We start from the raw sequence: 12,467 nt of genomic DNA, 5'->3' as shown, positions 1-12,467 counted from the left end.
TGGTAAGTGTGGTAAGTGTGGGGAGATGGGGAGTCAGATCAGTTTTCCCGATTCCCGATTCCCGATTCCCGATTCCCGATTCCCGATTCCCGATTCCCGATTCCCGATTCCCGATTCCCGATTCCCGATTCCCGATTCCCGATTCCCTCAATAACAATACTTCTTACTGTTATTCGGTTTAGGATGAGATCTACCCTTGCGTAGGGCTCCGAGCAAGGTGGATAGGTAGACGCAACGTTGGGTGGTGCTATTATTCTTGGTGATTATGGTGATTTGTCCGAGTTGTCCGTTGGTGTTTCCTTTGTGGTTAAACTGGACTCGCCATGGTCCAGTATTTGAACAGTCTCCCTTTGGTTTGGCTAGGGTGGTCTCGGATTTACCTTTCTTATTTTTGTCTTTGTAGATGGCGATGGTAGGGTTAAGGCTATGCCAATGGACTTGATTTTCGATGCATGTTTTTCCCATAGCTCGGTGAATTGACCACTGGACAATGCCATCTTTTTCTCGAAAGCTAGTTTGCCAGGTCGCTTTGTCTCGTTTAGCGTTGCTTTGGGCAATCCGCATGGCTCGGTAGATTTGGTCTTGGGCTATGTTGAGCTGCAGATGATTGATAAAGGTAAGCCAGCTGGGGGTTGCGATCGCAGCCAATATTCCAACTACTAATACTATCAGAATAGTTTCCAGTACAGTGAATCCAGCGATCGCATCAGCTCGGGATTGATCGCCCTGTTGGCTATTAAATTGCATGAAATATTACCCTGATTTAAGTAGGTTTAACTCACATCTTGCACCATTATCAATAAGCTTGGTTCATGTAGGGTGGGCAGTGCCCCAGACAGATTCAGAAGCTTGCAAAGCGCCTAGGTAGGCACTGCCCACCCTACGATTAATGACAATGGTGCAAGATCTCGGTTTAATTGTTGCTTGATATAGTTCGATTAAATTTAATTTTTTGAACGACTAACAGGGAGAATCTTCTGAATCAAAAAAGGTTTTGAATTATCGAGTTCAGAAATTTTTCGGTTGTCTTTGGTTTAGCTTTATTGTTATAGCGAAGGGAGTAGGGAGTAGGGAGTAGTGAATTGACACTCCCCGGTCTAAAGACGCGGGTAGTGTCAACTTTATACCCCACTCAACACTATGTTGAAAGATTACATTCCGTCCCTTTTTTATTAGCTTCCATTGCACCCAAGATAGTTTTTATTTTTACACATCGCTTGGTTGCTTCAATCGGGTTATCTTTATCCCTAGGATCGCGAATAGCTACTACGATAGCTAAGCCAAAGTCATCTGGGGCAATTTGTGCATTTTTGAGAACGCCCTGGTTATCAAAGGTAATTTTTCTCTCATCTTCCAAAATGGATAACGTTCCGCCAGATTTGTTGTGATCAATTAGGTTTGTACCCACCCAAACTTGCTCCGGTTTGACACCTAAATCACCAACTAAACTCTGCCATTGAAAGGTCTCTGGTGTGTTGTCTTTCCCATTATTATTCTTATCTTGATAAACTGCCGCTTGTGGACCTTCATCCTCGGTCATCCTAAAACTAACACTGTAGCTGAGTTTTTTCTTTTTCGCTTCTCGCTGGGCTTCTTGGATTGCACTTAATACTCTCTCATTCACTTTATTCACGCGCTGTCGATTCACAAAAGCCAGCCAGCTGGGAGCAGCAATGGCGGATAAAATTCCTACTAGTAAGATAACTACTATTAATTCCAGCAACGTGAAGCCAGCATCCTGCTTTGATTTCGCTTTTATGGTTTGATAATATAACATTTTTAGTTGAGATGTAAACATATAGCAAAGGGAACAGGGAATAGGGAACAGGGAATAGGAGTATTTTTGAGTATTATGCTGAATCAGCCTTGAGGTACACAGAATTTTTTAGCTTGTGCCTCTTGCCTCTTGCCTTAAAAAAAACGTACCTCACTTAATTAAAAACTGCTATATTAGTTAATATTCAAGAAACCCCGTCCTTCAATTTGCATGGTTACGGTAGGGAAATAGCTATACCGCTCTGGTGTGTATTCATAGTCTTCTGGATTATTCTTAAGCCGAGCTAAAGCATTCCCTCTCAAAAATAATTGGGCGATTCTTTTTTCTGCATCCACACAGGCATAGAACCCACCGTTTATTTGACTTGGAACCTGCAAATCTTTTTCTTTCTGTTTGATTTCTTTAGGTGAAATACCAGGGGCGTTTTGGGGAAACACAATTGGACAATCTGGTTTTATTGCCGTTGCTGTGTTATCAGCTGTGTTATCAATGTAATCTACCAAGATTTGAACTTGAGTCTCGTAATTATCAGCCCCTTTTTCCCACTGATTCAACTTTTGCTTGAGAGTGCTTCCTTTCTTGTCGAGATCAAAAGATTTAAAGCCTGGGCTAGCAGGTATACCAACTTGATTGGCTTTATTTGAAGTTTCATCGATGACTTGATCACGAATTTCAAACCGACCAATTCTAGCAATATTTGACCAATTATCATTTTCTTCAGTGATTAAGTAATAGGCAACCAAAGCATAGACAAAGGTATCATTGTCATTGGTTAAAGTGCCAATCCTTGTGCCATTGACTTTGTCATCTCTATCAAAATGCTTCCGCTTCCAGAATACCAGCACAGGTTGACAGTTATCTGTTTTACAACCTGGTGCTTCAGCAACTGGTGGGATTTGGTTTCGGATTCCAGAGTCATCCGGTTCGTCGTTATGGTCTCTTTCTACTCCAGAGTTATCGTAGATATAGACCGCTTGCTCCAAGTCTCTGGCTATGTAGTCCATAGCCGCTTGGATTTCTTGTTCTGAAGTAGCCTTGGCTTGCTCTTTACGGTCTGTATCGACGATAGTAATCATAAATCTCAATAGTGGTGCGATGATCAGTACTGCAACGATCATTGCCACCAGCAGTTCAATTAAAGTGAAGCCGCCATGGTTGAGCTTAGGCTTGTTGCTTTTCAGTTGGTGGGCGAGTAAGGTTCTGAGTAATCTAATCATGGTTGGGGTTTTTGCTTGTGATTTATATGATTAGTTTCTGATAGTAGTGACCGTATTAGTTACAACATTAGTTACAACCTAGGCGATCGCAAAAATCGCTATAACTGGGTGTACCTGTGGTAATTTCTGTAGTCATTTCCACTAGGGGGGCTTTGCGATCGCTTAATCCAGGTCCAATCGCTTTCGCCTTAGCCCCCTTCTCACCAATCTCCAACTTATCTTTGTTATTACCAAAGGCATCCGCTCGGTAAACCCGCACCCCCAGAAAATAGTTTTCATCAGTACTTGTGGCTTTTGAGGAAGGGATACGAGGACTTTTGACACTTGATGAAGGGATACTCCCAAATGCCTGGATGATTAAGTCTCTTGGACTGTCACTGCTACAGCCACCGCCATCGAGATCTACGCAGTAAATACTCTTGTTCTGATTATTCTCGCAATATAAATTTTTTTTACAATTCAAGTCTGATTGTTCAGGAGCATCAACCTTAGCAAATTCAGCTCTTTTTGTTAAAATATCTTCCTTTTTCATAATTACCGTGTGTTCAGGAGGGTCAATCGCTTCACTCCGCACACCATCGATATAGGCTCTAGCCGCTTGCACTGCTAGTTCTACTCGTCGCGACTGGACTCGATTTGCCACTCCTAAGACAATCATGGGTGAGATGCCAAGCATCAGAATTGTAATAATCAGCATTGCCATCAAGGATTCCATAATTGTGAAACCAGCCTCTGATGATTGGGAAAGGGGTTGTTGCTTCTGGGGATTAATCATGGTTCAAGTATTAATTATTAAGGGAGTCGGGAGTCGGGAGAGATGTAGGGTGGCCAGTGCTTGAGTTAGATTGATTTCCTTGCCATCGGCTTGGGTTGGCACTGCCCACCACCCAGGGAGTGTTCGATCCCCCCTAACCCCCCTTATTAAGGGGGGAACTGGAGTAGGGAGTAGATGTAGTAGATGTAGGGTGGCCAGTGCTTGAGTTAGATTGATTTCCTTGCCATCGGCTTGGGTTGGCACTGCCCACCAACCAGGGAGTGTTCGATCCCCCCTAACCCCCCTTAATAAGGGGGGAACTGGAGTAGGGAGTAGATGTAGTAGATGTAGGGTGGCCAGTGCTTGAGTTAGATTGATTTCCTTGCCATCGGCTTGGGTTGGCACTGCCCACCAACCAGGGAGTGTTCGATCCCCCCTAACCCCCCTTAATAAGGGGGGAACCGGAGTAGGGAGTAGATGTAGGAGTTGAGACCAATTCATTTCCCGGCAAATCAGGGTGCTAGGCACTGCCCACCACCCTCAGATTAATTACAATCGTGCTTGATTATTCATAATTTCAACCTTCAACCTTTAACCAAACAACCTTGGCCAAAGGCCACGCTACGCGAACAACCTCCAACCTTCAACCAAACAACCTTGGCCAAAGGCCACGCTACGCGAACAACCTCCAACCTTCAACCAAACAACCTTGGCCAAAGGCCACGCTACGCGAACAACCAAACAACCTCCAACCTTCAAGCACCGTTTTTTGACGGGCAATAGCGCCCGTTAACCGCTAGATTTCCTTTATCGTCTTCAGCACACAGTAAGGTTTTGACCCATCGGTCATCTCGGGAAACTTCGCGGAAAAACTCATCAGGGTCTCCCGCTGGGGGAGTGGTAAACAGGCCAGAGAACAGGTCTGGTAACTGAGTCAGCAGAGCCACATCGAAACCATATCGACGTTGGGGTGCCATGTAATAGGGCAGTTTGCCATTACCAGTGGCATAGGGCATAAAGGACCCATTAGCTCGATCATCCTGATCTATCTCGTATCCAAATCGACTGGGGACGTTTATATTCGGGGCATCCTGGGGGCCATGCCAGAATGGGGCTGTATCATAGGCCGAACGCTTGAACTGAATCAGGGAGCCGCTGATCCGAGCCGGAATACCCTTTGGTTCGCCGCAAGTTCCACCCGGTTGCTGCCAGTTTTCTAGGTAACGGACGAAGTTAGCTAAACCACCATTATTTTCCTGTGGGCTTGGGGGACTATCCCCGGAAGCAATCACTAAATTGAAGGTTTCTCCGTCTTCATTGGCTCGCTGTGTCCAGCCCTCTTCGATTTCCACACATTCCGATTGTATTATCGGGAATCCGTTTTGGTTTATTCTTGGTTGAGCAGTCAGGGAGTGAACTTGTAGGGCTGGTACCAACATCGGTTGCTCTGTTGTTGGGTTTTGTAATGGCTTTTGGTAAAACAGTGGTCTTTCACCACCGAAGCTTAGACGACCATCATCGGTAGGATCACTTTGATTTCTAGTTGTTTTATACCACAGAGCATGTGGTGCTAATCGAGGTCTTTTGGTAGGGCTGAAACTATTGTATGGGTATTCTTGGACAGTCCCACTATTATCTCCTGTTCCATCAGCTCCGTTGATTCCCAGAGGAATCGGAAGACCGTCATTGAGAACCAAGTTGTTATTTTTAGCAGGATCTCGTTGGAAAGCAATGCGACGGGGATAGCGTCGATCGTCGGGATCTATGGCAGGTCTTGCGGTTGTGCCGGAGAAAAGTAGATTGACAGATTGTGTTACAAGGTTACTAGCCTTTTGCGGTGTAGCAGCGTTTTGTGCACTAACCACCCAGTCATCAGGTGTACAAGCTGAAACTGGAACTTTCCGACAGATTTCCATCACATACTCTGGAAATTCTACCCGTCGCTGAATGGGAGTGACAAAATTGCTGAGGTAGGAACTGTTTATTCTTCTAGGGTTCGGATTTTCTATAGTAATAGGTCTTGAATCAAGACTAGGCTGAGGGTTGCCCCTCCCATCTGGATTATCAATAATATTGTCATCATTGACATCCCACCAGTTGGCACTAGTGACAAAATTATTGTCAAATATGCCATTAAGTTTTAGTCCTGCCGCAACAGTTATCTGAGACTCGGGAACCCCAATTTCAGTTGCATTACCATTACCATTGAGGTCAAAGCCAATCTGTGTTTCATCGAAAGTGTCTGCTAAGTCACCATTCCCGTTTACGTCATAACCTATGACAATTTGAGACTCTAAAACCTGATCGGCACCTGTGACACCGTTGCCATTCAGGTCAGCACCATATGTAGCCTCATTTACAAGGTCTATTAAGTCATCATCCAGGTCTAAGTCAATACCCATTGGTATTCCCCTCAGGTCATAGTCCCCATCGGAGCGGTAACCAAACTCAAAATCATTAGACAGTAGGGTAACGCTATCAGCAATCACTACTGCTGGTCGCCACAAATCCCCTGAATTACAATTTTCCAATCTATCATCCTTTTGGCGACAAGCAAAGTTTCCGTCGAGAGTTTCACGACCGTAGAAATTGCCATCATCCCACTTTTTATTTTGTAGCTGCTGTGTAAACTCTTCCACCAACTTTCCCTCAGGGGTTTGGTGTAAATTAAAGCCGGATTTTATATCCCCATTGATAACGTTGTCATCGGCTTTGATATACACTGGCAAATTGGTAGCTAAAATTAACCCTTTCTCTGCTCCTGGCGGATCGGTCAATGTAAATGAGTTATCTTCGTCTTGACGGGCTAGCACTGTCCCATTGCGTAACATAATTCCATTGGGACGGCGGGTGGGGTCTAGGGTAAAGTCTACGCTACTGGAGCTGAGATTTTCTTCACGGGTAGCGTTGGGATCATTCCGACTTAGGTCTGGTAAAGCATCATCACGGGTGGCGTAGATAACCCCACTATCCGGTAGCAGAAATTCTGGGGTGGGACCTTTACCGTTGGTTAATCCATCAATTGGTGTTGTTCTGAGCAGATTGAGATCCAACACCGTAGCCCTGATTTCCAGAGGCTGACGGTCTTCTATCCCTAGGTCATAGGTATGCTCAGATAAATTATAGTTATTGGCCTGGTTAGGAGCCTGATTAATATCCTGGACTTGTCTGGCATTCAAAAAGGACTGTTCGTAGATTGCCCCATGAGGGATCGGTGGATCACCCATAGGAGTAGCACCGTCTAAAATTGCTAAGGCGCAAATTGCAGTATCAATGGCTGAATAATCAGCTAGGGTGAGCTCATCTGCTGGTGTGTTTAAGGCTCTTCTCAAGGGTTCGTTGACAAGACGCCCATTGGGAAATACTAATCGGGATTGTCGTTGCAGTTTTGGGTTGCCAGCATTTCTACCAGGAAAGGCGTAAACGATGCCATTGTTAGACCTGCCGTTGTTAGGATCAAATCGCTCTAGGTCGTCCCAATCCCCACCCCCAGATGAAACTCTATTTTTAGCGGAGTCTTCATCTGTGGGGTCATAGTAGCTACTGACACAGGCAATCGGTTCTTGGTCAAAATTTTCTTCTTCTGGGTTCTTTCCTGGGTTTTGGGTGTAGTGATAAACCGCGCTTGCCCTCATCAATAGGTCACTTTGCTGGTAAAAATCAGTAATGTCATCACCCTTAGAAGTCTTACCATTATTATTTCCAGTTAAATCACCCTCTACACCACCATGCATGGGCATGGTATCTGGCCAGACACGTATAGGGAATCCTCTCAATTGGGCTGTTATGTCATTTACCTGTATTCTGTCATCAATACGCCGACTTCCAGGATCGACAAACCTAATATCCCAACCAGGAGGGGGCAAATAAGATTCCAAATCAGGATTATTAAGAGTATTGCCGTTATCGCGAGGGAAATTAGGTTGTCCTTTGGTTCTCGTCAACAGACCCAACTCATCATCATCCACATAAATCCCAGCACCGGTGACTACCCGCAATCCCCCATACCCTTCCAGAGGCTGAACCGGTTGCCTGGCTGCTGCTGCTTCCCAGAAACCATTGCGGTCAGTATCCCCTAACTCAGATAAGGGAGTGATTTGGGTAGTGCGGTAGCGCAGCTTATTGTCCTCATCCTGAAAGTCATCCCACTCAACCGTATCATCTATGGCTTGTTGAGCTCTGGCACCCTGGAATTGCTGTGCATTTTTATCCCACCATAGAGCAGGTAAGCCATGACCGATCAAAACGCGATCGCCAATTGTTTTTTCCGTACCTCGTTCCTCTTGTAGGCTTGGTTCCGTTGCTGCCGGACTGAGAGTGTTTCCATTGATATTCAGCTTCAGCTTATTGTTACTGTTGCTAGTACCTGGTTTATAAGGGAATATCCAATCATCCTGGGGTCGAAGCTCGTCACCAGTACCTTGGATCTTTGCATTTCCCGGGTCTTCACCATCGGGAACTTCTGCATAGGGAACACGACGGGTGCGGTCTTTGAAGTATCTTTCTAGTTCTTTTCGTTCATCACCCTGAGCTTTAGCGTTGACAGCATTTACCAGATCATTAATTCGGTCCGTGTAGGCTTGGCTGTTATCCCCAATCTGATTGGGTGGTGCGTCAACAGATTTATTTTCATTTTTGCCTAACTTAACTTTCGCCGGTGGGTCATCTCCTCTGAACAGATGTATGTCTCCTCCGTCTTGATCTTGCTCCTGATCAACACGACCAAAGGCCATATTGCCCCCGACAACGATCTTGCTGTTTTCTTCTGTGTAGTAGCAAGATTCCGGGCTACTGACTTGAAAATACTCATTACTTCCTTCATCATTACCGGTAAGAAAATTCCCGTTGGTAAAAATCCGGCCATTAATCTGGATGCCCTCCCCAGGAGTAATTTGTAAATCATCCTCGTAGACAATGGCATTGTTGGCTAGGGGAATTCTGGCTCGGTCTTGCTGATACTCTAGAGCTGATAATCCGGCCTCACCCTTGTAAGCCTCATAGGTTTGACCATCTATGTTGTTATCCCCAGCTACAATCGGCACCGTTGCGGTGTAAACAAATATACTTTTCTTTAACTTCGACCCGGACTTAAACCACCCGGAATTATCCACTAGGCTAGCGCTAGTGTCAGCGGCTAGGGGACATCGCTTGCTATCGCCAGACTCCCCCATCGGTCGGGTTCTCGCTTGTAGAGGGGTTCTGGTTTTTTCGTTTTGATTTGGACTTGGCTGTGGACTTTTGAAATAAATTCCGTAGAGGGTGTAGCTATCGAATAGGCCATTATTATCCGTATCAACCGGAAACCTCCAGGCAGTGTCTATGGTGCTTACTTTGCCGTCACTGTCTTCGTCTTCGAGGGTCAAACGGGTTTCATCACCAAAGTTGTATTTGCTATTCGTGAACGCATTTTCCAAGGCTTCCTCTGATGGGGTGGAGCGGGGCAGGGTGGGGTCAGCAAACAAGGCTTCTAATTTGGCTTGAGCCCGCTCAATGGCTGGAGCAGCGGCATTGAAAACTGCTTGATTGACGCGATAATTACTGGCATTTTTGACCCGGTCAAAGGAGCGCAACACAATGGCAGTTACCAGCAAGGTTACCACCAAGGTCACCATAATTGCGGTCGGTAACACAAACCCAGCGGTTGCCACCCGCGACCGACGGTGTAAAATAAATAAGCTACGCAACAGCCAACGCATCAAAGGTTTGGTGATGGCTTGAGAGAGTTTGACTACCTGTTTGAGTAGTTTTGCGATCGCATTCGCTAACTTCTTCCTGGTTGACTTCCTGGTTGACATAGGGATTTTCCTGTCACATTTCCTGAGTAGATTCCTGAATACGAACTAGTTCAAGCACCCTAGATGATATAGATCAAGGCAATAGGCAATAGGCATGCTAGCAATAGTTGACGTGCATTAGCTTTTGCTGCTTGTATCAATGTCAAACACCTTAATTGCCTTAATTGGTAGTCCTATATTCAAATGCTTCAACGAAGCCAAGGATTACCTATCTACGGTTAACCCCATAGTGTTAGGTCTACCTACGAATAGAGAATATTCTTAAATATTTAATTATACTATCGAGATTTACGAAAAATACCACGATTTGTTAACAGTTTACCTAACCTAGAATTTTCCTACCTCCTCTAAAGGCAGACTATATCCCCTTTACCAAAAACTCATAGATTTAACCTACCCACATTAAGCGAAAAACCCATCATCCCCAGAGAAAAAAACATGGGGAGATGGGGAGATGGGGAGATGGGGCGGGAGTGTGGGAAGTGTGGGAAGTGCGGGGAGATGGGGAGATGGGGAGATGGGGAGATAGGGAGATGCTCAATTATCGGGTTAATATATCATATCTGTTTTAAAATGTTCCCGATTCCCGATTCCCGACTCCCGACTCCCGATTCCCGATTCCCTACTCCCTACTCCCTACTCCCTATTCCCTTAATAATGATTTAGATTAATACCAGCTTCCTGAGCCATTGCTTGCAGGCCCTTTTTCTGTAAGGTCTTAATCGCCTTAGTGGAAATCCGCAGCTTCACCCAGCGTTTCCCTTCTTCCCACCAAACTCTTTTAACCTGTAAGTTAACGTTTTGTAAGCGCTTAGTCCGACGGTGGGAGTGAGAAACAGCATAGCCGTTATTGGCCTTTTTACCAGTCAACTGACATCTACGGGACATGGGGTACCTCTTGATTTACGTCTGTTCTTGATCATATCTCGGAGATGGTGCGGGGAGTCGGGAGATGGGGAGTCGGGAGTCGGGAGTCGGGAGTCGGGAGAGTGTGGGGAGTGGGGGAGGTGTGGGGAGGTGGGGAGGTGGGGAGGTGGGGAGATGGGGAGATGGGGAGGTGTGGGGAGTGTGGGGAGTGTGGGGAGATGGGGAGATGGGGAGATGGGGAGGTGTGGGGAGTGTGGGGAGTGTGGGGAGATGGGGAGATGGGGAGATTGGGAGATGGGGAGATTGGGAGATGGGGAGATTGGGAGTGATTAATCCTAGGTGAGTAGGTAGGCACTTAATCGGAAGTTCCCTACTCCCTACTCCCTACTCCCTACTCCCTACTCCCTACTCCCTACTCCCTACTCCCGATTACTCTTGCGTCAAGCGCGTCATAACCTTATTGGACCGTTCCACAAACGCCTTCATGCCTTCGGCATCAAAGCCTTTCTGGGCCATCAGTGCCAGGTCATAGACATGCTGACAAATCATGCTAGCCAATTCCGCTGAGGGAGACTGACCGCCACTCTGAANCTACTCTCAAACCGCACTGTAACTTCACTCAGTCCATTATTTTACGTCGCTTAACTTACGACCAGCTGTCTTCGCTTTTAGTTCTTCGTTGGGCGGCAGTGTTCCGAAGTTAAACAAGTTACTAACTTATTTCATTATAAAACAGTGGATAATGTTTCACAAGGTTTAGATAGCTATAAGGCTAATAGTTGCACCTCGAGTATAAATGTCTTTGGTTTAGTGCCTCCTTAGTGTAAGCTGAAATCAAAACATCCGCTCGTCGTGATAGCCCCTTATTTCTAAGGAGGGGTTCAAACGCGAAGTGAACGCACCCCGCGTCTCCTATGGAGAACGGGTTTTGACCCGACGTGTCTATAATCTTAAGAAGGTATGGGAGCTTTGACACTCCCGCACCGGTAGGATTCTGTTTAAATTTCTAAGTAGATCCTATCTGACTTGAAGCGAAGTGGCACGGTTTCAAGCTGCAACTTCGGCACCTTGTAGAATCCCCCGTGCGAGCAATCCCTCGCACGGGGGAGATGTCAATAACATAAATCTCAATTAACATAAATCTCAATTTACCCATGGCACAAAAAACTCGGCTAGGAGATATTCTCAAACCCCTTAACTCGGAATATGGCAAAGTTGCCCCAGGTTGGGGCACTACCCCTGTAATGGGAGTCTTTATGGGGCTATTTTTCGTCTTTTTGCTGATTATTTTGCAGATTTACAACAAATCAATCATCATTCAAGGTTTCAATGTTGATTGGACAAGCCTAGGGCAGTAGTCTACTCCATGGCTTAACTGCTAATCATTAACATTTCAAATATTTCAGCTCCCTCCCGGCTTGTCCGGGTTTTTTAATGCTGTTGACAGCAATGGATAGGCTAGGAAGTCCCTGGGATGACTACCTAACTTAGTTAAACTGGCTGAGTTAAACTGGCTGAGTTAAACTGGCTGAGTTAAACTGGCTGAGTTAAACTGGCTGAGTTCAACGGAACAGCGGTCAATTTGGGTCAAATGTGGAATACTAAGAACAGCAAACTAGTAACAGCAAACCAGTAAAAGCAAACCAGCACTTGACAAATCCCAGGAGGTTATATAATAATGAACGTTTTTGGTATGGGTTTACCGGAAATGGTGTTGATTATGGTCATTGCCCTATTAGTATTTGGCCCTAAGAAGTTGCCAGAAATTGGTCGTAGTTTGGGTAAAGCCATTAGAGGCTTTCAAGATGCTTCCAAGGAGTTTGAAAATCAGTTTAAGCTAGAGGCACAACAAATAGAGCAAGGGCTGAACACCCCTACCCCAAGTGAATCTGAGAAAACTGCCACCAAAGAAGTTGCTACAGCAGAAGTTGCTACAGCAGAATCAAACAATCATGCTACGACGTCTTCTCAACAAAGCTAATCCCAGGGAAGTCGAGCCACTTCAGCAAGAGGCTAGACCAAAGCAGGCATGATCACTAGTACTGCTGCGCGGAATT

Annotated in this window: 14 protein-coding genes; 6 read left to right on the top strand and 8 right to left on the bottom strand. The window is 45.6% G+C overall.

The genetic code is table 11. The features are described from left to right. The first annotated feature begins 25 nt into the window (after nucleotides 1-25). Nucleotides 26-154, top strand: a complete 129-nt coding sequence (locus F6K53_RS06170; RefSeq protein ID WP_293066316.1) for a hypothetical protein — start codon at nucleotides 26-28, stop codon at nucleotides 152-154. Here F6K53_RS06170 and F6K53_RS06165 read toward each other — a convergent pair. The 6 genes from F6K53_RS06165 to F6K53_RS06140 form a co-directional block, all read right to left on the bottom strand. Next, on the bottom strand, nucleotides 148-747 hold the full coding sequence (locus tag F6K53_RS06165; protein WP_293036004.1) for a type II secretion system protein: 600 nt from the start codon (nucleotides 745-747) through the stop codon (nucleotides 148-150). The genes F6K53_RS06170 and F6K53_RS06165 overlap by 7 nt on opposite strands. A gap of 235 nt (nucleotides 748-982) precedes the next feature. Continuing rightward, complete coding sequence (locus F6K53_RS06160; protein WP_293028047.1) at nucleotides 983-1,132, bottom strand: hypothetical protein; 150 nt, start codon at nucleotides 1,130-1,132, stop codon at nucleotides 983-985. Nucleotides 1,133-1,138: 6 nt separating this feature from the next. Next, nucleotides 1,139-1,798 carry a prepilin-type N-terminal cleavage/methylation domain-containing protein gene (locus tag F6K53_RS06155; protein ID WP_293036003.1) on the bottom strand — a complete coding sequence of 220 codons (660 nt, stop codon included), beginning with the start codon at nucleotides 1,796-1,798 and terminating at the stop codon, nucleotides 1,139-1,141. A gap of 152 nt (nucleotides 1,799-1,950) precedes the next feature. Further along, on the bottom strand, nucleotides 1,951-2,994 hold the full coding sequence (gene hpsC, locus F6K53_RS06150; RefSeq protein WP_293036001.1) for a hormogonium polysaccharide secretion pseudopilin HpsC: 1,044 nt from the start codon (nucleotides 2,992-2,994) through the stop codon (nucleotides 1,951-1,953). A gap of 67 nt (nucleotides 2,995-3,061) precedes the next feature. Next, entirely contained in the window at nucleotides 3,062-3,769 is a 708-nt protein-coding gene (gene hpsB / locus F6K53_RS06145; protein WP_293035999.1) for a hormogonium polysaccharide secretion pseudopilin HpsB, read from the bottom strand. Nucleotides 3,770-3,772: 3 nt separating this feature from the next. Further along, on the bottom strand, nucleotides 3,773-4,276 hold the full coding sequence (locus F6K53_RS06140) for a hypothetical protein (protein ID WP_293066312.1): 504 nt from the start codon (nucleotides 4,274-4,276) through the stop codon (nucleotides 3,773-3,775). A 33-nt stretch (nucleotides 4,277-4,309) separates the two neighbouring features. On the opposite strand from F6K53_RS06140, the gene F6K53_RS06135 reads away from it, so the two are divergent. Further along, nucleotides 4,310-4,531, top strand: a complete 222-nt coding sequence (locus F6K53_RS06135) for a hypothetical protein (RefSeq protein WP_293035995.1) — start codon at nucleotides 4,310-4,312, stop codon at nucleotides 4,529-4,531. On the opposite strand, the gene hpsA is transcribed toward F6K53_RS06135, so the two are convergent. Further along, a complete protein-coding gene (gene hpsA / locus F6K53_RS06130) occupies nucleotides 4,504-9,543 on the bottom strand; it encodes a hormogonium polysaccharide biosynthesis protein HpsA (RefSeq protein WP_293035993.1) in 5,040 nt (1,679 codons plus the stop codon). The genes F6K53_RS06135 and hpsA overlap by 28 nt on opposite strands. Nucleotides 9,544-10,044: 501 nt before the next feature. On the opposite strand from hpsA, the gene F6K53_RS06125 reads away from it, so the two are divergent. After that, nucleotides 10,045-10,209 (top strand): hypothetical protein, encoded by a 165-nt coding sequence (locus tag F6K53_RS06125; RefSeq protein ID WP_293028024.1) that lies wholly within the window; start codon nucleotides 10,045-10,047, stop codon nucleotides 10,207-10,209. Here F6K53_RS06125 and rpmB read toward each other — a convergent pair. Next, a complete protein-coding gene (gene rpmB, locus F6K53_RS06120) occupies nucleotides 10,195-10,431 on the bottom strand; it encodes a 50S ribosomal protein L28 (RefSeq protein ID WP_293028021.1) in 237 nt (78 codons plus the stop codon). The two genes, F6K53_RS06125 and rpmB, sit on opposite strands and share 15 nt — an antisense overlap. A gap of 64 nt (nucleotides 10,432-10,495) precedes the next feature. On the opposite strand from rpmB, the gene F6K53_RS06115 reads away from it, so the two are divergent. From F6K53_RS06115 to F6K53_RS06105, 3 genes are all read left to right on the top strand, one after another. Further along, nucleotides 10,496-10,753: an isopentenyl pyrophosphate isomerase gene (locus F6K53_RS06115; protein ID WP_293066307.1), complete on the top strand. Its 258-nt coding sequence runs from the start codon at nucleotides 10,496-10,498 to the stop codon at nucleotides 10,751-10,753. 811 nt (nucleotides 10,754-11,564) lie between these two features. After that, nucleotides 11,565-11,768, top strand: coding sequence for a photosystem II reaction center protein PsbH (gene psbH / locus F6K53_RS06110; protein WP_293020251.1), 204 nt, complete (start codon nucleotides 11,565-11,567; stop codon nucleotides 11,766-11,768). 320 nt (nucleotides 11,769-12,088) lie between these two features. Continuing rightward, on the top strand, nucleotides 12,089-12,391 hold the full coding sequence (locus F6K53_RS06105) for a TatA/E family twin arginine-targeting protein translocase (protein ID WP_075899160.1): 303 nt from the start codon (nucleotides 12,089-12,091) through the stop codon (nucleotides 12,389-12,391). The last annotated feature ends 76 nt before the right edge of the window (nucleotides 12,392-12,467 follow it).

The sequence above is a fragment of the Moorena sp. SIO4A1 genome, from assembly GCF_010672065.1.
Classification (GTDB): Bacteria; Cyanobacteriota; Cyanobacteriia; order Cyanobacteriales; family Coleofasciculaceae; genus Moorena.
This window is presented reverse-complemented; position numbering and strand designations above follow the sequence as displayed.

Bases quoted from the DNA above. Each gene is read 5' to 3' on its own strand.
- F6K53_RS06170 (WP_293066316.1), top strand. From the start codon at position 26: ATGGGGAGTCAGATCAGTTTTCCCGATTCCCGATTCCCGATTCCCGAT.
- F6K53_RS06165 (WP_293036004.1), bottom strand. From the start codon at position 747: ATGCAATTTAATAGCCAACAGGGCGATCAATCCCGAGCTGATGCGATC.
- F6K53_RS06155 (WP_293036003.1), bottom strand. From the start codon at position 1,798: ATGTTTACATCTCAACTAAAAATGTTATATTATCAAACCATAAAAGCG.
- hpsC (WP_293036001.1), bottom strand. From the start codon at position 2,994: ATGATTAGATTACTCAGAACCTTACTCGCCCACCAACTGAAAAGCAAC.
- hpsB (WP_293035999.1), bottom strand. From the start codon at position 3,769: ATGATTAATCCCCAGAAGCAACAACCCCTTTCCCAATCATCAGAGGCT.
- hpsA (WP_293035993.1), bottom strand. From the start codon at position 9,543: ATGTCAACCAGGAAGTCAACCAGGAAGAAGTTAGCGAATGCGATCGCA.
- F6K53_RS06125 (WP_293028024.1), top strand. From the start codon at position 10,045: ATGGGGAGATGGGGAGATGGGGAGATAGGGAGATGCTCAATTATCGGG.
- rpmB (WP_293028021.1), bottom strand. From the start codon at position 10,431: ATGTCCCGTAGATGTCAGTTGACTGGTAAAAAGGCCAATAACGGCTAT.
- F6K53_RS06115 (WP_293066307.1), top strand. From the start codon at position 10,496: ATGGGGAGTCGGGAGTCGGGAGTCGGGAGTCGGGAGAGTGTGGGGAGT.
- psbH (WP_293020251.1), top strand. From the start codon at position 11,565: ATGGCACAAAAAACTCGGCTAGGAGATATTCTCAAACCCCTTAACTCG.
- F6K53_RS06105 (WP_075899160.1), top strand. From the start codon at position 12,089: ATGAACGTTTTTGGTATGGGTTTACCGGAAATGGTGTTGATTATGGTC.